Here is a 20210-nt window from a genome sequence, read left to right as displayed (position 1 = left end):
GCCCTCTTTTAACTCGTTTACCGTTATCAATTTTTCATAACAGACTATGGGTTGCATAGTGGCAGAAAACATGGAATAAAACAAGAACAATAAAAGAACGAAGGGACGATTTCTACAATCGGAGCAAATATGAGACTTGTAGTATCGCTATCCCTTCTACTGAGCGCTGTTCTGGCCGGCTGCCAATCTATCGATGGCGGGGATAATCTGGAAAAAGGCGCTCCCTATCAATTAAGCGCCAAGGAAATTGCCGCGGTGGAAAAGGGTTTGCACGAGCAGCTTCCCTATGAGGGCGTGCTGATCTTCGGGCCGATGGCGGCTTCCAAGGATAGCAAGGGCTACGTCAGCGTCTGCGGCACCATCAGCTCCTTTGGCGGCCTGCACGGTGTCATGGACAAGCGGCCTTACGTCGGCATGATGGTCGACGTGAAACCACTTTTCGGCTTCGTGCCGACGGTCATCGCAGACGATAGCTCCACCGGACCGTCGGCAGTGATCCTAACCTGCCGCCGGATGGGCATCGCGATATAGCCCGCCTTGCGGCGAGCGGAGGGGTGGCGTCACGATTCCTAGAGGGCTGGCGCCCCTCAAGCCCGCTTCGCTTCGATCGCATCCCACAACAGGCTGGCGATGTCGGCGCCGCCGAAGCGCTTGACTTCGCGCAGGCCGGTCGGCGAGGTGACGTTGATCTCGGTCATATAGTCGCCGATGACGTCGATGCCGACGAGCAGGAAGCCGCGCGCTCTCAATGCCGGGCCGATGCGCTCGCAGATTTCCTTTTCGCGCGGCGTCAGTTCGGTCGCCTCGGCGCGGCCGCCGACATGCATGTTGGAGCGGCTGTCATGCTCGGCCGGCACACGGTTGATCGCGCCGACCGCCTCGCCGTCGACGAGGACGATGCGCTTGTCGCCCTTGCGCACGTCGGGCAGATATTGCTGAGCGATGAAGGGCTCACGGAAGAGCTGGCCGAACATTTCGAGCAGAGAGGATAGATTGCGGTCGTCCCGCGTCGAATGAAAGACGCCGGCGCCGCCATTGCCGTAAAGCGGCTTCAGGATGATATCGCCCATCTCCTCGCGGAAGCGGCGAATTTCGGCAGGATCGCGCGTGATCAGCGTCTTCGGCATCAGGTCGGCGAATTCGGTGACGAAGATCTTTTCCGGCGAATTGCGCACCCAGGCCGGATCATTGACGACGAGCGTCTTGGGGTGGATGCGCTCCAGCAGATGCGTCGAGGTGATATAGGCCATGTCGAAGGGCGGGTCCTGGCGCAGCAGCACCACGTCCATGGTCGAGAGATCGACGCGCTCCGGCTCGCCGAGCTCGAAGTGATCGCCCTTGACGTCGCGAAGGATCATCGGCTCAACCGTCGCGTAGACATTGCCGTCACGCATGCTGAGGCGCTCGGGCGTGTAATGGAAGAGCTTGTAGCCGCGGGTCTGGGCTTCCAGGCTCATGGCGAAGGTCGAGTCACCCGCAATGTTGATGCTCTTCACATGGTCCATCTGGACCGCAACATTCTTGATACCAGCCATAGTCAGCCCTCGCTCGAATTTGCGGACAGATGTAGGTCGGCCCGCATCCAAACGCAACGGCTATTCAAGGGCTTCCGTCAGAGACGTCTTTCGTCTGGGCTGGCCGCGCTCAGGCGGCAAGGCCCTGTGCGCCGCCCTGCCGGATGAAGTTGCGCAGGCGATAAGCCATGGTCAAAGGCTTCGGGAATGGCTTGCGGCAGAAGGCGACCTTGCGCAGATAGTGATCAATGCGCCATGTGGCCCAGGTTCCGCCGGCGAAATAGGCGACATCGCCCGCGCTGAGCGTGCGTTCGACGCCGTCTTCCGTCGTGATATGCACCTCGCCCTCAAGGATCATCACCGTTTCGTCCCAGCCGAAATACCAGCGAAACTCGCCTGCCGTGCAATCCCACAGCGCCGTCATCGCGGCATCATCCCGCCCACGCGAATGCTCGGCAATGCGCGCAACCGGATCGCCGGCCAGGATCCAGGACGGTTCGATCGGCGAGGGCTTCATTTCCATCTCATCGCTGGCGCCAGCCACGAAGCTCTTCGACTGCGGCAAGGCAACAACAACCGGGACCGCACGCGCGGCAAAGGCCGCCATGCTCGCCAACATTAATCTCAAAACCATGCAATCCCCCAATTCCAAGCGCGTCTCAGTTTCCATTGCACGGAAGAGGTAACGGCGCGGTTCATGAAATCTGGCGCATTTTAATGATTGCAGAGATCAGGCAGAAAAACCTTCGATTGTACAGACGACCATGTCATGATCGGATAGCGGCTTGCCCTCCTCATTGAGGGAGGAAACAAGGTGGCTTTCGCCGATCTTCAAACCGCGGGTGATGAACCAATCGAGCTTCATGGTGCGATCGGGAAAACGCGTGATCAGGCTCGGGCGCGTGCTCGTCTGATCCAGCGGGCCACCATGGCATTCAAAGCCGCGGCCTTCGGCCGTGGCGAACAGGGTATCGGTCGAGAAATCACCGCCGGTGTGATTGCCGGTATTGAGATCGCCGCCGATCAGGATCGGAAGACCGGGCGCGAAGGCCTCGACAGCGTCGATCAACGCCGCCATCTGCCGCTCGCGATAGGCAGCGGTCGCGACACTTTCGAGATGGACCGACACGGCAACGAGGGGACCGGCCTCGGTCCCGACGATGGCGCCGACAGCACAGCGATCGCCGATGCGCGGCTGCTCATTTCCGTCGTTGAACCAGACGGCCTCGCCCGGCAGGCGGAAGAGGAAAGCATCCTTCAGGGCAACGGAGGACATCAGGGCGTTGCCGTGAAAGCCCTTCTCGTTGAAATCGTCGCGGCAGAAGGAACGCTCGATTTCCGAGCCGAGGCTGAGTTCCAGGAATTCCACGCCATAAGCATAATTCATGCCGAGTTCGCCGGCGACGATCGCGGTCGGGTCATTCTGTTCGGTGCGCGCCATGCCCTCGTCCATCTCGGAGAGCAGGATCAGCGGCGCTTTGGTCGCCTTCAGCTTGGCGGCGGATTCGAGGGGGAAAAGGCAGCGCTCCAAATTCCATGCAGCCACCGTGAAGGGGAAAGCAAGCGGCCGATCCTCGCCAGTCACGCCACCAACGCGCACCGTGTTCATACAGGCAAGCGACGCCAATGTTGCCGCGTGAATGTCAGGGGTCTTTTCCAACGAAATGAAGCCCTTGCGTTCCTCCTGCGAGGGAACGGCGAAGGCGGAAACGGTACTGCGGATCATCATAAGACCTGTCGAAATGGGTGAGGCGCGATGCCTGGAAGTGGGCTGAAGCGCGATAGCCCGGCAATAGTTGCGCTTTGTGACGTTGCCATGATGGCAGACGTTAAAAAGCATCCGGAAAATGGCGTGGCCAGCGGCCAGGCAGGATGGCAACGATATCGTAGCGCTGCGACAACAGCGCATAGTCTGGCTGGCGGGCAAGCCAGAGGTCGCTCGCAGCACGGATGCGCCTTTGCGCGGAAAAAGAGACGGCATCGATCGCCTCTTGTTCGCCGCGCCGGGCTTTGACCTCGACGAAGACGGCGAGATCGCCTTTGCGGGCGATGATGTCGATTTCGCCGAGCTTGGTACGATGGCGAATGGCGAGGATGCGGTAGCCCTTGAAGAACAGGAAAAGTGCTGCGGCATATTCCGAGACATGGCCGCGCCGCCACGCCTCCCGCCGCTTCAGCCTCTCGCCGGTCTCAGCCATGGCGCTCCTTCATATCGAGCAGTCGCTGGTAAAGCTCCTTGCGCGGCAGGCCGGTGATGCGGGCGGCTTCTGCCGCGGCCTTGGCGGTCGGCATGCTGCGGGCGAGATCCCCAAGAATGGCCTCGACATCCGCCTCCGCCGCAACACTTTCCGCCGGCGGGCCGACGAGCAGGACTATCTCGCCTTTCACATGCTCGACGGCCTCATAGAACACGGCAAGCTCGGTGAGCGTGCCGCGACGGAATTCCTCGAAGGTCTTGGTGAGTTCGCGGCAGACGGCCGCCTTGCGCTCGCCGCCAAGTACATCGGCGGCGGCGGCGAGCGTCGCGGCGATGCGATGGGGCGATTCAAAGAAGATGAGGGTAGCGGGAACGGCGGCGAGTTCGGCCAACCGGTCGCGGCGGCCCTTGTCCTTGGCGGGCAGGAAGCCAGCGAAGAAAAAGGCGTCGTTGGGCAGGCCGGAGCCGACCAGCGCGGCGAGCGGCGCGGAGGCCCCGGGGATCGGCACGACACGGTAGCCCGCCTCGATCGCCTGCAGCGCCAGCCGATAGCCGGGATCGGAGACCAAGGGCGTGCCGGCATCGGACACCAGCGCCACCGAGCGGCCGGCTTCCAGCGCCTGCAGCAGCCGCGGTCCTGCCTCGTCGGCATTGTGCTCATGATAGGCGAAGGGGCGGTTCTGTATTCCGTAACGGTCGAGCAGCACGCGGGTGACGCGCGTATCCTCGCAAGCGAGAACATCGGCACCGGCCAGCGTTTCCAGCGCCCGCAGCGTGATGTCGCCGAGATTGCCGATCGGCGTGGCGACAAGATAAAGCGCGGGCTCCAGCGGACGGGCAGGAACCGTGGTATTGTGCAGGCGGAAGCTGCGCGCTCCGCCGCTTGTGTGTTCGTCGCTCATGCCGACCCTGAATTCGCCTCGGATTCATCGTCTTTATGGGCGAGGTATGGCCTGACGGCAAGAGCGGCGCAAATCCTGTGAGCATTGTCGGCCAAATACCGAAATGAGGTGCAGCATACCCGGATGCCTCTTGCATTCGCATGCTGAGTTCTGTCATTTTGCCCGTCCAATCTCGGGCCTTGTCCGAAAAAGCATCCTTCGGGCGCCTGTGGCTGCCCGGGAGTAACGGTCGAAAGCGGTAGCATCATGCGTATTACAATTGAGCGGTCGAACCTCCTGAAATCGCTGAACCACGTGCATCGCGTGGTCGAGCGTCGCAACACGATCCCGATCCTGTCCAACGTGCTGCTCAAGGCCGAGGGCACAAGCCTCGACATGAAGGCGACCGACCTCGATCTCGAAATCACCGAGGCGACGCCCGCCAATGTCGAAAAGGCCGGCGCCACCACCGTACCGGCGCATCTGCTCTACGACATCGTGCGCAAGCTGCCGGACGGTTCGGAAGTGCTTCTCGCCACCAATCCTGACGGCAGCTCGATGACGGTTGCCTCGGGCCGCTCGAAATTCTCGCTACAGTGCCTGCCGGAATCGGACTTTCCGGACCTGACCGCCGGGAGCTTCAGCCATTCCTTCAAACTGAAGGCGTCGGACCTGAAGATGCTGATCGACCGGACGCAGTTTGCGATTTCGACCGAAGAGACGCGTTATTATCTGAACGGCATCTTCTTCCACACGATCGAAAGCAAGGGCGACCTGAAGCTGAGAGCGGTGGCGACCGATGGTCACCGTCTCGCCCGCGCCGATGTCGACGCCCCTGCGGGTTCGGAAGGCATGCCGGGCATCATCATCCCGCGCAAAACGGTCGGCGAATTGCAAAAGCTGGTCGACAGCCCCGATGTTGTCGTCACCGTCGAAGTGTCCGATGCGAAGATCCGCCTGACGATCGGCTCGATCGTCATGACCTCGAAGCTGATCGACGGCACCTTCCCCGATTATCAGCGCGTTATCCCCACCAGCAACGACAAGGAAATGCGGGTCGATTGCCAAAGCTTTGCCCAGGCGGTCGACCGCGTCTCGACCATTTCGTCGGAGCGCGGCCGCGCCGTGAAGCTGGCACTGTCGGACGGCCAGCTCCTGTTGACGGTCAATAACCCCGACTCCGGAAGCGCGACCGAAGAAGTCGCCGTCGGCTACGACATGGACGCGATGGAAATCGGCTTCAACGCCAAATATCTGCTCGACATCACCGCGCAATTGTCCGGCGATGCGGCGATCTTCCTGCTTGCCGATGCTGGCTCGCCGACGCTGATCCGCGACACGGCCGGCGACGATGCTCTCTATGTCCTGATGCCGATGCGCGTCTAGCGAAACCGAAGCGCCCTTCATGCGTTCTTCGGAACGACAGAGGGGCGCTTTTCTTTGAGCCTGTGCAGCTTGCGACATTTTCTCTTTGTATTGCGCCATGGCATTGCAAGATGAGAGATAAACGATATGTAAGCCGTAACTGTTAAATCTGGTGGGGGGAGAGCATGGCGCTGCGTCTCAAGGAACGGCTGGGCAAGAAGTTCGACGAAGAAATCCGTTTCTTCAAAGGCATGATGCAGGGTCCGAAAACGGTCGGTTCCATCGTTCCGACCTCCTCGATTACCGCCCGCAAGATGGCGAGCGTCGTCAATATCCATTCCGGCCTGCCGGTGCTAGAGCTCGGCCCCGGCACGGGTGCGATCACCAAGGCGATCCTGGCGCGCGGCGTCGAACCGGAAAATCTCGTCGCCGTCGAATATTCCACCGACTTCTATAATCATCTCGTCCGTCTTTATCCCGGCGTCCATTTCATCAATGGCGACGCCTTCGATCTCGACAAGACGCTTGGGGTGTTGCGCGGCCAGACCTTCGATTCCATCGTCTCGGGCATTCCGCTGCTGAACTTTCCCACGAAGGCGCGCGTCGCTCTGCTCGAAAGCCTGCTGGACCGCATCCCACCCGGCAGACCTGTGGTGCAGATCTCCTACGGACCGGTCTCGCCGATCATTGCCCGGCCGGATCGCTATCATATCCGCCACTATGATTTCATCGTCCGCAATATTCCGCCGGCCCAGCTCTGGGTTTATAGCCGGGGCTGAGGCTATCCAGGAAGAGTCATCTTGCCACCGCGTTTCGGCTGGACATATTCTTGTTCCGAGACCCTTCAGTATGGAATCCTGCTCCGATGTTCGCTCTCTATATTACGCACCCGCAGGTGCGCATCGATCCCTCTGTGCCGGTTCCGGACTGGGGTCTTTCCGATATCGGCGCGGAACGCGCCAGACTGACGGCCACCCGCGCATGGGCGCGTGAGCTCGGCCTGATCGTTTCCAGCGGCGAGCGCAAGGCGATCGAGACAGCCGAAATCCTGGCGACGGCCAGCGGCGCGACGATCGAGATTATCGAAGCCATGCATGAGAACGACCGCAGCGCCACGGGCTTCCTGGCCCCGCCCGAATTCGAGAAGGCGGCCGACTGGTTCTTCGCCCATCCGCATGAAAGCTTCAAAGGCTGGGAACGCGCGATCGATGCGCAGGTGCGGATCGTCTCCCAGGTGGAGGCCGTTCTTTCTCGGCACGACCCGCGCACGCCGATCGCCTTTGTCGGCCATGGTGGCGTCGGTACGCTGCTAAAATGCCATCTCGAGGGCAAGCCTATCGCGCGCCAGGGCGATCAGCCGCCCGGCGGCGGCAATCTTTTCTGTTTCGACCTTGCGAAGCGCGCCGTCTCATGCGACTGGACGCCTATGGAAGATTGGCAGGGGTGGAGTTGAGATGACCGCACGCGACCGCTTGATCGTTGGACTGGATGTTCCAAACCTTCAGGAGGCCGAAAAGGTCGTCACGGCGCTCGGCGACGATATTCTCTTCTACAAGATCGGCTATCAGCTTGCCTTTGCCGGCGGCCTGGAATTTGCACGCGACCTTGCCGCCAGCGGCAAGAAGATCTTCCTCGACATGAAACTGCTCGATATCGACAACACGGTTGCGTCCGGCGTTGAGAACATCGTCAAAATGGGCATGTCGATGCTGACGCTGCATGCCTATCCGAAGGCAATGCGCGCCGCCGTTGCCGCAGCCAAGGGTTCCGATCTCTGCCTGCTCGGCGTCACCGTGCTGACCTCGATGGACGAAGAGGATCTCATCGCTGCCGGATACGAATATGACCCGCATACGCTGGTGCTGCGCCGCGCCGAACAGGCGCTCCTCGCCGGCATGGGCGGCATCGTATGCTCGGCCGAAGAATCTGCCGCCGTGCGCAAGATCATCGGTCCGGACATGGCGCTGGTGACCCCCGGCATCCGCCCGACCGGCAGCGACAAGGGCGACCAGAAGCGCGTGATGACGCCGACCGAGGCCATCAAGGCCGGATCGAGCCATCTCGTCGTCGCCCGGCCGATCGTCAAGGCGGCCGACCCGAAGGAAGCTGCCCGCGCCATCCTCGCGGAGATGGACGCCGCGCTCTAAATTGCAGGAAACAGGGAGACCGGACATGGCAAAGGGATATTGGATCGCACGCGTGGATGTACGCGACCCTGAGCGCTACAAGGACTACGTTGCCGCCGCCAAGCCGGCTTTCGAGAAATACGGCGCGAATTTCCTCGCCCGCGGCGGCGCTTTCACGCCACTGGAAGGCCAGGCGCGCGGCCGCAATGTCGTCATCGAATTCCCGTCGCTGCAGCATGCTGTCGATTGCTACAACTCGCCGGAATATCAGATCGCCGCCAAGATTCGTCATGAAGTCGCGGACGCCGAAATGGTGGTCGTCGAAGGCATCTAACGCTTTTAAAAAGCAGCCGGAACATGCGGTGTGATAGCACTTCACCTCGGCCCTCGGATCGGTTAAGACGAAACCAGATCAGCCCTATTTAAGCCTTTCGAGGAGCCTGCCATGACCCTGTCCAACCTTCCACCGCTCGTGACCGTGTTCGGGGGATCGGGCTTCATTGGGCGGCATGTCGTCCGCGTGCTCGCCAAGCGCGGCTATCGCATCCGCGTCGCCGTGCGCCGCCCCGATCTCGCCGGTTTTCTGCAGCCGCTCGGCAATCTCGGCCAAATCTCGATCGTCCAGGCGAACCTGCGTTACCGCAACTCCATCGATCGCGCCGTCGAAGGCGCACAGCATGTGGTCAATTGCGTCGGCATCCTCGCCGAAAGCGGCCGCAATAAATTCGATGCCGTGCAGGAATTCGGCGCCAAGGCAATCGCGGAAGCTGCACGCGGCGCCGGCGCTTCGCTGACGCATATTTCCGCCATCGGCGCCAATGCCAATTCGCCTTCCGCCTATGCCCGCACCAAGGCTCGCGCTGAAGCCGGCATCCTGTCGATCAAGCCCGATGCCGTCATCCTGCGGCCATCGATCGTCTTCGGTCCGGAAGACAGCTTCTTCAACAAATTCGCCGATATGTCGCGCACCGCGCCCTTCCTGCCGCTCATCGGCGGCGGCGAGACGAAGTTCCAGCCGGTCTATGTCGAGGATGTCGCCGAGGTAGTCGCCCGCGGCGTCGACGGCAAGCTGAAGGCCGGCACGATCTACGAGCTTGGCGGTCCGGAGGTGCTTTCTTTCCGCGAATGTCTCGAAACGACGCTTGCCGTTATCAACCGGAAGAAGTCGCTGGTCTCCATCCCCTTCGGCCTCGCTTCGCTCATCGGCTCGGCTGCTTCGCTGGTGCCGCTCATCACGCCGCCGATCACGCCCGATCAGGTTCGCCTGCTGAAGCACGACAATGTCGTCTCCAAGGAAGCCGAGGCGGAAGGCCGGACCCTGCAGGGTATCGGCCTGATGCCGACCCTGCTCGTCTCCGTGCTGCCGTCCTACCTGGTACGCTATCGCCCGCAGGGCCAGTTCACCGGCTCCGGCAAGGCCGCGTGACGCTTTGTAGCGATTCGGAAAAATTGAAGCGCCGTCTGGTTTATCCAGGCGGCGTTTTTGTTTCCTCTGGCTGCGTTTTCGGCACCGGGAGAGCTAGCTTTGCCGTCTTGATTCACAGCTTGGCGTTGCTCAAAAGACGCACACTGAAAATAGTAGCATTAACGTCAAATTTAACATGAACCTTTATTGCTATTCATCATTTCACTGACTAACACAACCGCGCGTCGCCAAGCCCGGCACGGGCCAATCGTGGCGCGTTTCACTTCTGCGGAAAGGCATTCTTCGATGGGTAAGTCTATCGCGCTTTTGTTTGCGTGCGCGGCACTGGTGATCCTCGCTGGCTCGTTCGTGGCCCGCGGCAGCATCGCCTCGGTCAAGGGTGAATGCACGCCGACCTATGGCGTCGATCCCTGCACGACGGGTTCCATCGAGCCTTCATCCTCGAACTGATCGAGCATGAAAAAAGGCCGGTTCTCACCGGCCTTCGTTTTTCTCAAGATTTCACCCCCGGCGATCGGCCTCAGCCGACCGTATAAAGCCCGATCAGGCCGAGCACGCCAATGGCGATGCGCCACCAGGCGAAGGGGGCATAGCCGCGGCGCGAGACGAAGTCGAGCAGAGCCCGGACCACGAACAATGCCGATATGAAAGCGGTGAAGAAGCCGACGACGATCAGCAGGCCCTGGTCCGTGCTGAGGTCGTGACGGCTCTTCCACAAATCCAGCGCGAAGGCGCCAGCCATGGTCGGCATGGCAAGGAAGAAAGAGAATTCCGCGGCCGAGCGCTTGTCGGCGCCAAGCAAGAGGGCGCCAACGATGGTGGAGCCGGAACGCGATGTTCCCGGGATCATTGCCAGACATTGGAAGAAGCCGATCTTGATCGCCATCGGCCAGGAAAACTCATAGGCGCTGGTATATTTGGGTTTGAACTCGATCTTGTCGATCGCCAGCAGAACGATGCCACCAAGAATCAGCGAGATACAGATAACCTTCGGCGAATCGAACAGCACCGTCTTGATGAAATCATGCGCGATCGCGCCGATCACGGCAGCCGGGAGGAAGCCGAAAAGGACCGCCAGCACGAAATGGCGAGCCTTGACGCTGACCGGCAGCGCCTTTGCGATTTGAACGAGACGATTGAAATAGACGAGCAAGATGGCGAGGATAGCACCGAGCTGGATCAGAACGTCGAAAGTGGCAGCTTCATCAAAACCGAGGAAATGTCCGATCAATATCAAATGGCCCGTGGAGGATACGGGAATGAACTCCGTCAGGCCTTCCACAAGGCCCAAAAACAACGCGATAACAATTTGTTCAGCCATATTGTGTCCTTTGTCAAAGAGCGGGGTGGCCCGATTCGCTTGTAATAGCTAGGCCAAACTCCTATAGCTTCAACCGATGACGTATGACTAGGGCCGCAAGATGGTGGGCCCGAGACTCTTATAAGCATCAACTGCAAAAGCCCGAGTATCAATGCCGACGCTGTATCATCATTCCATGTCATCTCCGTCACGGTTCGTCCGTCTGATTCTGACCGAATACGGCTATCAGACGGAGTTGATCGAGGAACAGACGTGGGAAAAACGGCGCGATTTCCTGGCGCTCAATCCGGCCGGCACCCTGCCGGTCTATGTCGACGACAGCATGCGGGCGCTCTGCGGCGCGACCGTGATCTCCGAATATCTCGACGAGACGCATGGCGTTTTGAAGCGAGACCGCCGGCTTCTGGCCGAAGACCCGTTCCAGCGCGCCGAAATCCGCCGGCTGACGGAGTGGTTCATGCAGAAGATGGAACAGGACGTGACGCGGCCTCTGGTGCGCGAACGGGTCTACAAGTTGCAGATGACTGCCGACCAGGGCGGCGGCGCTCCCGATTCCAAGGTGATGCGCATGGCTCGCGGCAACATCCGCCAACACATGAAGTATCTCTCCTGGCTTGCGGGTTCCCGCCAATGGCTCGCCGGCGATCGACTGAGCTATGCGGATCTCGCTGCTGCCGCCTCGGTTTCCGTTCTCGATTACCTCGGCGAGATCGACTGGATGGAATCACCCGTTGCCAAGGAATGGTATCAGCGGCTGAAATCGCGCCCGTCGTTCCGGCCGATCCTGGCGGAACGCGTGCGCGGCATCACGCCTGTATCGCACTACGCCGATCTGGATTTCTGACGAGGGCTGCATATGCCCGAAGACCGTGCCATAGATAAAGAAAGCAAGCGACGGCATAGGCTAACGGCCTTTCTTCGCGACGAAGCGCGGGCGCAGGGTTTCGATCTCTGTCGCATCACCCGGCCGGACGCCATTCCCGACGCGGGGATCAGGCTCAACCAATTCCTTGAACAAGGCTACCACGGCACCATGGCGTGGATGGAGGAAACGCGCGAACGTCGCGCTGATCCGCACATGCTCTGGGGCGATGTCCGCTCCATCGCGGTCTTCGGCCTCAACTACGGTCCCGAGGAAGACCCGCGCGGCATTCTGCAGAAGCCCGATAAAGCGGCCTTTTCCGTCTATGCCCGCAACCGCGACTATCACGACATCATCAAGGGCCGGCTGAAGGAGATCGCCACCCGCTTTGCGGCGCGATCGCAGGAGGACGTCAAGGTCTTCGTCGACACGGCGCCGGTCATGGAAAAGCCGCTGGCTGCCGCAGCGGGCCTCGGCTGGCAAGGCAAGCATACCAATCTCGTCAGCCGGACGCACGGTTCCTGGCTGTTTCTCGGCTCGATGTTCACAACGGCCGATCTCGAACCGGATCGGCCCGAGATCGATCACTGCGGCTCCTGCCGCGCCTGTCTCGACGTCTGCCCGACGGCCGCATTCCCGGCCCCCTATCAACTCGATGCGCGCCGCTGTATCTCCTACCTGACCATCGAGCATAAGGGGCCGATCGATCCGCAGCTTCGGCCGTTGATCGGCAACCGCATCTATGGCTGCGACGACTGTCTCGCCGCCTGTCCCTGGAACAAATTCGCCAGTGCGGCCGCCGAGATGAAGCTGGTCGCTCGCGACGACCTCAGGGAGCCGTCGATCGCCTTTCTGCTCGATCTCGACGATGCCGCCTTTCGCGCCTTCTTCAGCGGCTCGCCGGTCAAGCGCATCGGCCGCGATCGCTTCATTCGCAATGTGCTGATCGCCGCCGGCAATTCCGGGGATCGAGGCTTGATCGCGGCGTGCGGTGGCCTGTCGGACGATCCCTCGGCCGTCGTGCGCGGCATGGCCGTCTGGGCGCTGTCGCGGTTGATGACGGCTGGCGAGTTCCGCACTTTTGCGGCAGAAAGAGGTGACGAACCGGACGCGGATGTCCGCGCGGAGTGGATACTGGCGGGAGTTGCGTGATGCATGTGATGATTTTCGGCTGCGGCTATTCGGGAACGGCTATCGCCAAGGCCTTCGCCGGCCCGGGCATTCGGATCACCGGCACGACTCGTTCGCCCGAAAAGACCGGCCCTCTTGGCGAGCAAGGCATCGAAGCTTTCGTCTTCGACGGAGAGACATTCGATCCCGCATTGAGCGAGGTGATGAAATCCGCCACGCATCTCGTCCAGTCGATCGCGCCCGGCAAGTCGGGTGATCCGCTGCTGCGGCTGGCGCATCTGAATATCCGCGCGCTCATGCCGAAGCTCGAATGGGTTTGCTATCTTTCCACCGTCGGCGTCTATGGCGACCACAAGGGCGCCTGGGTCAGCGAGGAAACGCCGCTGCATCCGGTTTCCGACCGCTCGGTTGAACGCGTCGAAGCGGAGGATGGCTGGCACCGCGTCGGAATCAGGCTCGGTATTCCGGTTGCCGTGCTCCGGCTTGCCGGCATCTATGGTCCGGGCCGCAACACCTTCTGCAATCTGGAAAAGGGAACGGCACGGCGGCTGATCAAGGCGAACCAGGTGTTCAACCGCATCCGCGTCGAGGACATCGGCGCCTGCGCCAAGTTCCTTTCCGATCGCAAACTGGGCGGCATTTATAATGTCACCGATAACGAGCCCGGTCCGCCGCAGGACGTCATCGTCGAGGCCGCCCGTCTGATGGGTGTCGAGCCGCCGCCGGAACAGGCTTTCGAAACGGCGGAGCTGACGCCGATGGCGCGTTCGTTCTATGGTGAGAACAAGCGGGTTTCGAACGCAAAACTGCGCGCGCTGGGCTTCCCATTCCGCTATCCGGACTATCGCATGTCGCTCGCCCAACTGTGGTCCTCGGGGCGCTGGCGCGGCTAAGGGAATTCGACCTCATCCCCCGGATCAATCGCACGAAAATTCCTACTAACCCATATTGGCTAGTTCAATTTGCTCCACATTTATGGTTAATGATCTCTGAAATTGCACAAATGCGGCAGCAAATAAGGCGAAGTCGGAAAATTATTTTTTCAAATTTCGTGATCTTCTGCATTGCAGCATCGATTTGGGAAAATTCGTTCGGTTTTTAACTGAATTTATTGTGTTTTTTCCATCAAACCTTAGTTTTAGCGATACTCGATATCACTCGTCATAAATCACAAATGTTACAGCCTGTAACATTCCGTGATATTAGCAGGCACTTTTTTGCCATTTTTCGCCCGATTTAAGCCCCCGCCGCTCACCAGGCGCAAGTTCAATTGTTTGAGGGAAAATCGGTTTGAAGAAAATCAATCGTTCTGTTGCGATCATCGCAACTATATCCGCCGCTTTTGCTATCCTCTCGACGGACGCATTTGCAGCAACGGGATGCGGGGGCGCATCATGGTACGGGGGAAGCTCCAAGACTGCTTCCGGGGAACGCATGAGTTCCTCCCATTTTACTGCCGCCCATCGCTCGCTTGCCTTTGGCACTCGCCTGAAGGTAACCAACCGCCACAATGGTCGTAGCGTCGTCGTTCGCATCAACGATCGCGGACCTTTCATTCGCGGACGCGTGCTCGATCTCTCTCGTGCTGCAGCGCAGGATATCGGCATGGTTGCCTCCGGCACAGCGAGTGTTTGCTACGACGTCGTCGCCTCGAAATAACCGGCAGATCCGCTGGGAACGACCCGGCGTTTTGGCCTGACGCTTGCTCTCTCCGTCAATCGCGGCTACCACGCGGTTGAGACGTCTCAATAATCTGCCGCCACGTGCTTATTTCGTGCGGATTGATGAGGTGTCAGTGACACTTTGGTGGTGCATGAGCCTTTCCGGTGATCCAGGTGATTTCGGAGCCATGCGCAAGCAGGAGAATAGTGAATGCGTCTGGGCGGCCGGCTGCAGGGGGCCATCGAAGTTCTTGCCGATATCGAAGCGCGCAAGCGACCAGTGGCCGACGCCCTGAAGGATTGGGGACTGGCCCATCGCTTCGCCGGCTCCGGCGACCGCGCCGCAATCGGCAACATCGTCTACGATGCTCTGCGCATGCGGCTGTCTCATGCCTGGCTGATGGGCGACGACAGTCCCTCCGCGCTTGCCCATGCCGTGCTCTTTCGCCAATGGGGCTTGACGCCCGAGATGCTGGCTGCCGAATTTGAAGGCGACAAATTTGCACCCGAGCCGCCCAGCGCCGAGGCGCTGGAAGCCTTTGCCGCCCGAAAGATCGAAGATGCGCCGCGCCATATCCAGGGCGACATTCCGGAATGGGTCGAGCATTCCTTCCAACAGGCTTTCGGCGATAGCTGGCTTGCCGAGGCCCAGGCATTAGCCGAGCGGCCGACGCTCGATCTGCGCGCCAATGCGCTGAAGGCCAGCCGCGACAAGGCCGTGAAGGCACTGGAACGCGCCGGAGCGCATGCCTCGAAGATCGCCCGTTACGGTATCCGCATTCCCGCCGGCGAAGGCGCATCGCGCCTGCCGAATGTCACCGCCGAACTTTCCTTCCAGAAAGGCTGGTTCGAGGTGCAGGACGAAGGCTCGCAGATCGTTGCCGATCTCGTCCTGCCTGAAGAAGGCGACCAGGTGCTCGACTATTGCGCCGGCGGCGGCGGCAAGACGCTCGCCATGTCGGCGGCGATGCACAATAAGGGCCAGGTCCATGCCTATGATTCCGATCGGCGGCGGCTGGCACCGATTATCGAGCGATTGAAGCGCGCCGGCACGCGCAATGTTCAGGTGCATGACGAAAGAAACGGCCTGCTCCCTTTGCGCGGCAAATTCGACAAGGTGCTGGTCGATGCCCCCTGCACCGGTACCGGCACCTGGCGCCGCCGCCCCGATACGAAGTGGCGGCTGACGCAGAAGAACCTCGACGAGCGCACCAGCCAGCAGCAGGAAGCGCTGGCTCAGGCCGGCGAATTCGTCCGCCCCGGCGGCCTGTTGCTCTATGTCACCTGTTCGGTCCTGCCGGAAGAAAATGAAACGCAGGTCAACCGCTTCGCAGCCAACAATCCGGACTTCGAAGTGGTCGAGGCGCTGAGCTCCTGGGAGAAGCTGTTCGGAAAGGATGCGCCCAAGCCGCGCTCTTCCGATGGCAAGACCATTACCCTGACGCCGGCATCGACGGATACCGACGGCTTCTTCTTCTGCCGGCTGCGGCGGAAGGGATAGGCAAGGCTTATCCCGCTCGCGGCGCGTTTGCTGGTTCGGCGGAACGAGACGGCGCGACATCTGCCGCTTTTTCCAGGCAAATGCGCTGCTTTGCCAATGCTGGAACTATCAATTTCCCGTTTTAAAATCATTCCAAACTAGAGTGTTTGACACCAGTTTGTTTTTAATACATGAGACAATTTACCAAGTTTCTGACGGCGCCCCCGCCGTCACAGGAGAGGATCATGAAACTGAAAATCAATTTTGGCGCCGGCCTGGCGCTGGCCGTCGCCTCGACTGCCATGTCCACCCTTCCGGCGCTCGCAGCCGCACCCGAGCCGGCCGCCATCATCAAGCATTACGCCGAAGTGGGGCATGCCAAGTATCAGGACGCGCTGACCACGGCGCAGACGCTGGACAAGGCGATCGACGCATTGCTTGCCAATCCCAGCGACAAGACGCTGAAGGCCGCCCAGGCCGCCTGGATCAAGGCGCGCGTTCCCTACGAGCAGACGGAAGTCTACCGCTTCGGCAATCCAATCGTCGACGATTGGGAAGGCGCGGTGAATTCGTGGCCGCTCGACGAAGGCCTCATCGACTATGTCGACGCCTCCTACGGTACCGAGAGCGATGAGAATTCGCTTTATGTCGCCAATGTCATCGCCAACAAGACGATCAAGATCAACGGCAAGGATGTCGACGCTTCGCATCTGACGCCGGAATTCCTCTCCGGTACGCTGCAGCAGGCCGGCGGCGTCGAAGCCAATGTCGCGACCGGCTACCATGCCATCGAATTCCTGCTCTGGGGACAGGATCTGCACGGCACCGGCCCGGGCGCCGGCGAACGTCCCGCCACCGACTACGACCTGAAGAACTGCACGCACGGCAATTGCGACCGCCGCGCCGAATACCTGAAATCGGCCTCGACCCTGCTCGTCTCCGCCATGCAGGAGATGACCAATGACTGGGCGCCGGATGGCGAAGCCACCAAGCATATCGAAGCCGATCCGAAGGCCGGTCTCGCCGCCATCCTCACCGGCATGGGCTCGCTCTCCTATGGCGAACTCGCCGGCGAGCGCATGAAGCTCGGCCTGCTGCTGCACGATCCGGAGCAGGAGCACGATTGCTTCTCCGACAACACCTACAACTCCCACAACAATGCCGCCATCGGCATTGCGGCCGCCTATAACGGCAATTACACGCGCGTCGACGGCACCAAGATGAAGGGTCCGTCGCTGCACGATCTCGTTGCCGCCAAGGACAAGGCGCTGGACAAGGAGATGGAAGGCAAGCTGAACGCGACGCTCGATGCCATGAAGGCCATGGTTCATCGCGGAGAGACCGTCGAGAAGTACGACCAGATGATCGCCGAGGGCAATAAGGTCGGCAACGCCACCGTTCAGAAAGCGATCGACGGCCTGCTCGATCAGACGAAGAGCATCCAGCGCGTCGTCGCCGACCTCGATCTCGGCACGATCAAGCTTGAAGGCTCGGACAGCCTTGATAATCCTAACGCCGTCTTCAAGAAGTAATAAAGGAGGGCGGCGGTATCTGACGATGCTGCCGCCCTGATCCAGATGATCCGCATTCCGGTCAGCCGCGCATTCTTGCCCGCCCTCGCAGCGGGCTTTGTGGTTTTTGCAGTGACGTTGGCGGCAGCCGATGCGCTGAATTTCCCAAGCGTCCGCACCGATCTGTCGGCCGATACGCTGAAACGGGTTCAGGACGTTACCCGCCCGACGGCGGATTTTTCCAAGGCCGAGCCCTATGAGGCGATGGAGAGTGGCGCGACGACGTCGATTGCCCCCGTCAGCCGCAATATCTTTTCCCAGCCTTCCGCCAATCTGGGCCTGGAGCGCGAAGAGAATTTCCATCTCGGCAACGCGTTGTTTCGCCAGCTCTGGGTCTCCTCGCCCTCTTCGACGCAGGCGACTGATGGGCTGGGGCCATTGTTCAACGCCCGTTCCTGCCAGAGCTGTCATATCAGGGACGGTCGTGGCCATCCGCCGGAGACGGCGGGAGCCCCCGCCACGTCGATGGTGCTGCGGCTGGCGCGGCCGGCGATCACGCCGGAAGAAGAACAGGTCGTCAAGGATTCCAAGGCGCTCAATTTTCCGGATTCGACCTATGGCGCTCAGTTGCAGGACCTTGCCGTTCCCGGTCTCGCGGCCGAAGGCAAGGTGGCTGTCACCTATGCGGAAGAGCCGGTGACGCTGGCAGGTGGCGAAGCTATTTCGCTGCGCAAGCCCCATTATGCCGTGACCGCGCTGGCCTACGGTCCTCTCGGCCAGACGACGACGGTCTCGGCGCGTGTCGCGCCGCCGATGATCGGCCTTGGCCTGATCGAAGCCATTCCAGATGCCGATATCCTCGCCCATGCCGACCCCGACGACAAGGATGGCGACGGCATTCGCGGCCGCGCCGCCGTGGTCCGCGATCATCGCACCGGCCAGCTCGCTCTCGGCCGCTTCGGCTGGAAGGCGCAGAACGCCACCGTGCGCGATCAGGTCGCCGACGCATTCCTCAACGATATCGGCATTTCCACGCCCGACCAGCCGAACGCCCACGGCGATTGCACGGCCAAGGAAGCACACTGCCTTGCCATGCCGACCGGCGTGCAGAAGCGTCTTGGCGACACGGAAGCACCAGGGCCTATCCTCGATCTCGTCACCTTCTATTCCGAGAACCTCGCCGTGCCCGCGCGCCGCAAGGCGAGCTTTCCCGATGTGCTGCATGGGAAGGAAATCTTCTATCAATCCGGCTGCGCTGCCTGTCATACGCCGAAATTCGTCACCCGCGACGATCTCAAGGGAAGCGACGGCAAGGCTGCCGCGCAGGCCTTTCAGCTCATCTGGCCCTATTCCGATTTCCTGCTGCACGACATGGGCGATAGGCTCTCGGACGGCCAGCAGGTCGGTGTGGCATCGGGACGCGATTGGCGCACGCCGCCTCTCTGGGGTATAGGGCTGACGCAAACGGTCAGCGGCCAGCAAGCCTACCTGCATGACGGCCGCGCCCGCACGCTCACCGAAGCCATCCTCTGGCATGGAGGAGAGGCGGAAAAGGCCCGCAATACATTCGCAAACCTGCCGCAGAACGACAGGCAAGCACTCATCGATTTTCTGGAGTCCCTTTGATGCGCCATTGGAAACCTTTCGCGGCCAGCCTGCTCCTCAGCCTTGCGGCACTGCCCGCAAGCGCCCAGGACGCGACGGCCAATGGCGCCGGGCTGAACGAAGCAGCCGTGCCAGCGGTCCTGCAGAAGGCGGTCGACGATGTCATCCGCCCCGGATACCGCGCCATGCATGACAGCGCCTCGAAGCTGACCACGGCGATGAAGGCGCTCTGCGCTGATCCTTCCGCCGCAAGCCTTGCCAACGCGCAGTCCGCCTTCGGCGATACGATCAAAAGCTGGTCGCGCATCGAGATCGTGCAGACCGGGCCGATCATCGAAAAGAACCGTTTCGAACACATCCTCTTTTATCCCGACCGCAAGGGCGTCGGCTTGAAACAAGTGCAGGCGCTGATCGCCAAGGCCGACGAGCACGACACCACGGTCGAGGCGGTCGCCGGCAAGAGCGTGGCACTGATGAGCCTAACGGCGCTGGAATACGTGCTCTACGGCAACGGCTCCAGCGTTCTCAGCACCGAAAAGCAAGGATTCCGCTGCCGCTATGGCGCGGCCGTCGCCGGCAATATCGAAAACACGGCCAAGGACATCGCCGACGAATGGGACGATCCGAACGGCGTGCAGAAATCCTGGAAGTTTCCGGGCAAGACCAGCAACGACTTCATGGACAACAAGGAAGCCGTAACGGCGCTGCTCGGCATCCTCGTGCATGGAGCTGCCAATGTCCGCGACCAGCGGTTGGAAACCTTCTATAAGGGCGATCAGGCAGCGGCCCGGCCGAAGATGGCGATCTACTGGCGCTCGGCCAATACCTGGAACTCGTTATCAGGCAATATCGAGGGTCTGAAGACGCTCTGGGAAAAGGCCGACATGGCAAGCTTGCTGCCATCAGACAAACCCGCCGTCGCCGCCAAGATCGACGGCCTCCTGAACGAGCTTGCGACGACGGCGACGACAATCAATCCGGATATCGAGGCCGCCATCGGCAACGACGCGGAGCGCGCCAAGATCGACAAGCTGCTCTCCGTCAGCCGCGACCTCGCCACCAGCTTCAGCGATGAGTATGGCGGCGCCATCGGGCTCTCGGCCGGCTTCTCCTTCGCAGACGGAGACTGA

At 60.9% G+C, this 20210-nt stretch carries 23 protein-coding genes; 16 read left to right on the top strand and 7 right to left on the bottom strand.

The genetic code is table 11. From position 1 onward, the window contains the following. Positions 1-129 precede the first annotated feature (129 nt). Positions 130-531, top strand: coding sequence for a hypothetical protein (locus tag N2601_RS19385; RefSeq protein ID WP_104821757.1), 402 nt, complete (start codon positions 130-132; stop codon positions 529-531). Between the two features lie 56 nt (positions 532-587). Here the strand turns inward: N2601_RS19385 and gshB are convergent, their stop codons facing one another. From gshB to rsmI, 5 genes are all read right to left on the bottom strand, one after another. Beyond that, positions 588-1535, bottom strand: a complete 948-nt coding sequence (gene gshB / locus N2601_RS19380; protein ID WP_104821756.1) for a glutathione synthase — start codon at positions 1533-1535, stop codon at positions 588-590. A gap of 109 nt (positions 1536-1644) precedes the next feature. Then, on the bottom strand, positions 1645-2148 hold the full coding sequence (locus N2601_RS19375; protein ID WP_199773512.1) for a cupin domain-containing protein: 504 nt from the start codon (positions 2146-2148) through the stop codon (positions 1645-1647). 96 nt (positions 2149-2244) lie between these two features. After that, on the bottom strand, positions 2245-3240 hold the full coding sequence (locus N2601_RS19370) for an endonuclease/exonuclease/phosphatase family protein (RefSeq protein ID WP_104824961.1): 996 nt from the start codon (positions 3238-3240) through the stop codon (positions 2245-2247). 103 nt (positions 3241-3343) lie between these two features. Then, positions 3344-3712 (bottom strand): YraN family protein, encoded by a 369-nt coding sequence (locus tag N2601_RS19365; protein ID WP_104821755.1) that lies wholly within the window; start codon positions 3710-3712, stop codon positions 3344-3346. After that, the gene (gene rsmI / locus N2601_RS19360; RefSeq protein ID WP_104821754.1) at positions 3705-4613 is read right to left on the bottom strand and encodes a 16S rRNA (cytidine(1402)-2'-O)-methyltransferase; all 909 of its coding nucleotides are present in this window, start codon (positions 4611-4613) and stop codon (positions 3705-3707) included. Before rsmI ends, N2601_RS19365 begins: the two co-directional genes overlap by 8 nt. Positions 4614-4859: 246 nt before the next feature. Here rsmI and dnaN point away from each other — a divergent pair, with 246 nt between their 5' ends. The 7 genes from dnaN (at position 4860) to N2601_RS19325 (ending at position 9959) form a co-directional block, all read left to right on the top strand. Then, positions 4860-5978: a DNA polymerase III subunit beta gene (dnaN, locus tag N2601_RS19355; RefSeq protein WP_104821753.1), complete on the top strand. Its 1119-nt coding sequence runs from the start codon at positions 4860-4862 to the stop codon at positions 5976-5978. Between the two features lie 164 nt (positions 5979-6142). Beyond that, positions 6143-6736 (top strand): phospholipid N-methyltransferase PmtA, encoded by a 594-nt coding sequence (gene pmtA / locus N2601_RS19350; RefSeq protein ID WP_104821752.1) that lies wholly within the window; start codon positions 6143-6145, stop codon positions 6734-6736. A gap of 86 nt (positions 6737-6822) precedes the next feature. After that, entirely contained in the window at positions 6823-7410 is a 588-nt protein-coding gene (locus N2601_RS19345) for a histidine phosphatase family protein (RefSeq protein WP_104821751.1), read from the top strand. A 1-nt stretch (position 7411) separates the two neighbouring features. Continuing rightward, complete coding sequence (gene pyrF, locus N2601_RS19340) at positions 7412-8104, top strand: orotidine-5'-phosphate decarboxylase (protein ID WP_104821750.1); 693 nt, start codon at positions 7412-7414, stop codon at positions 8102-8104. 25 nt (positions 8105-8129) lie between these two features. Then, positions 8130-8417, top strand: a complete 288-nt coding sequence (locus N2601_RS19335) for a DUF1330 domain-containing protein (protein ID WP_104821749.1) — start codon at positions 8130-8132, stop codon at positions 8415-8417. A gap of 111 nt (positions 8418-8528) precedes the next feature. Then, positions 8529-9509, top strand: a complete 981-nt coding sequence (locus N2601_RS19330) for a complex I NDUFA9 subunit family protein (protein ID WP_104821748.1) — start codon at positions 8529-8531, stop codon at positions 9507-9509. A gap of 285 nt (positions 9510-9794) precedes the next feature. After that, complete coding sequence (locus N2601_RS19325) at positions 9795-9959, top strand: hypothetical protein (protein WP_199773511.1); 165 nt, start codon at positions 9795-9797, stop codon at positions 9957-9959. Positions 9960-10029: 70 nt separating this feature from the next. Here N2601_RS19325 and N2601_RS19320 read toward each other — a convergent pair whose 3' ends face one another. Next, complete coding sequence (locus N2601_RS19320; protein ID WP_104821747.1) at positions 10030-10830, bottom strand: undecaprenyl-diphosphate phosphatase; 801 nt, start codon at positions 10828-10830, stop codon at positions 10030-10032. A gap of 151 nt (positions 10831-10981) precedes the next feature. Here N2601_RS19320 and N2601_RS19315 point away from each other — a divergent pair, with 151 nt between their 5' ends. Genes N2601_RS19315 through N2601_RS19305 form a run of 3 tightly spaced genes read left to right on the top strand, consistent with a single transcriptional unit; the run spans position 10982 to position 13716 of the window. Then, positions 10982-11674: a glutathione S-transferase family protein gene (locus N2601_RS19315; RefSeq protein WP_104821746.1), complete on the top strand. Its 693-nt coding sequence runs from the start codon at positions 10982-10984 to the stop codon at positions 11672-11674. A 12-nt stretch (positions 11675-11686) separates the two neighbouring features. After that, complete coding sequence (queG, locus tag N2601_RS19310; protein ID WP_260303303.1) at positions 11687-12844, top strand: tRNA epoxyqueuosine(34) reductase QueG; 1158 nt, start codon at positions 11687-11689, stop codon at positions 12842-12844. Beyond that, positions 12844-13716: an SDR family oxidoreductase gene (locus tag N2601_RS19305; RefSeq protein WP_104821744.1), complete on the top strand. Its 873-nt coding sequence runs from the start codon at positions 12844-12846 to the stop codon at positions 13714-13716. The genes queG and N2601_RS19305 overlap by 1 nt, the downstream gene beginning before the upstream one ends. Before the next feature lie 309 nt (positions 13717-14025). On the opposite strand, the gene N2601_RS19300 is transcribed toward N2601_RS19305, so the two are convergent. Beyond that, entirely contained in the window at positions 14026-14259 is a 234-nt protein-coding gene (locus N2601_RS19300) for a hypothetical protein (RefSeq protein WP_245464004.1), read from the bottom strand. On the opposite strand from N2601_RS19300, the gene N2601_RS19295 reads away from it, so the two are divergent. The 5 genes from N2601_RS19295 (at position 14153) to N2601_RS19275 (ending at position 20210) form a co-directional block, all read left to right on the top strand. Then, positions 14153-14482, top strand: a complete 330-nt coding sequence (locus tag N2601_RS19295; protein WP_245463961.1) for a septal ring lytic transglycosylase RlpA family protein — start codon at positions 14153-14155, stop codon at positions 14480-14482. The genes N2601_RS19300 and N2601_RS19295 overlap by 107 nt on opposite strands. A gap of 213 nt (positions 14483-14695) precedes the next feature. Then, on the top strand, positions 14696-15985 hold the full coding sequence (locus tag N2601_RS19290; RefSeq protein ID WP_260303301.1) for an RsmB/NOP family class I SAM-dependent RNA methyltransferase: 1290 nt from the start codon (positions 14696-14698) through the stop codon (positions 15983-15985). A 224-nt stretch (positions 15986-16209) separates the two neighbouring features. After that, positions 16210-17496, top strand: a complete 1287-nt coding sequence (locus tag N2601_RS19285; protein WP_260303300.1) for an imelysin family protein — start codon at positions 16210-16212, stop codon at positions 17494-17496. Positions 17497-17541: 45 nt separating this feature from the next. Next, positions 17542-19101 carry a di-heme oxidoreductase family protein gene (locus tag N2601_RS19280; protein ID WP_260303299.1) on the top strand — a complete coding sequence of 520 codons (1560 nt, stop codon included), beginning with the start codon at positions 17542-17544 and terminating at the stop codon, positions 19099-19101. Continuing rightward, positions 19101-20210 carry an imelysin family protein gene (locus tag N2601_RS19275; RefSeq protein WP_260303298.1) on the top strand — a complete coding sequence of 370 codons (1110 nt, stop codon included), beginning with the start codon at positions 19101-19103 and terminating at the stop codon, positions 20208-20210. The genes N2601_RS19280 and N2601_RS19275 overlap by 1 nt, the downstream gene beginning before the upstream one ends.

This window comes from Rhizobium sp. CB3060 (assembly GCF_025200735.1).
In the GTDB taxonomy this organism is placed as follows: domain Bacteria; phylum Pseudomonadota; class Alphaproteobacteria; order Rhizobiales; family Rhizobiaceae; genus Rhizobium.
This window is presented reverse-complemented; position numbering and strand designations above follow the sequence as displayed.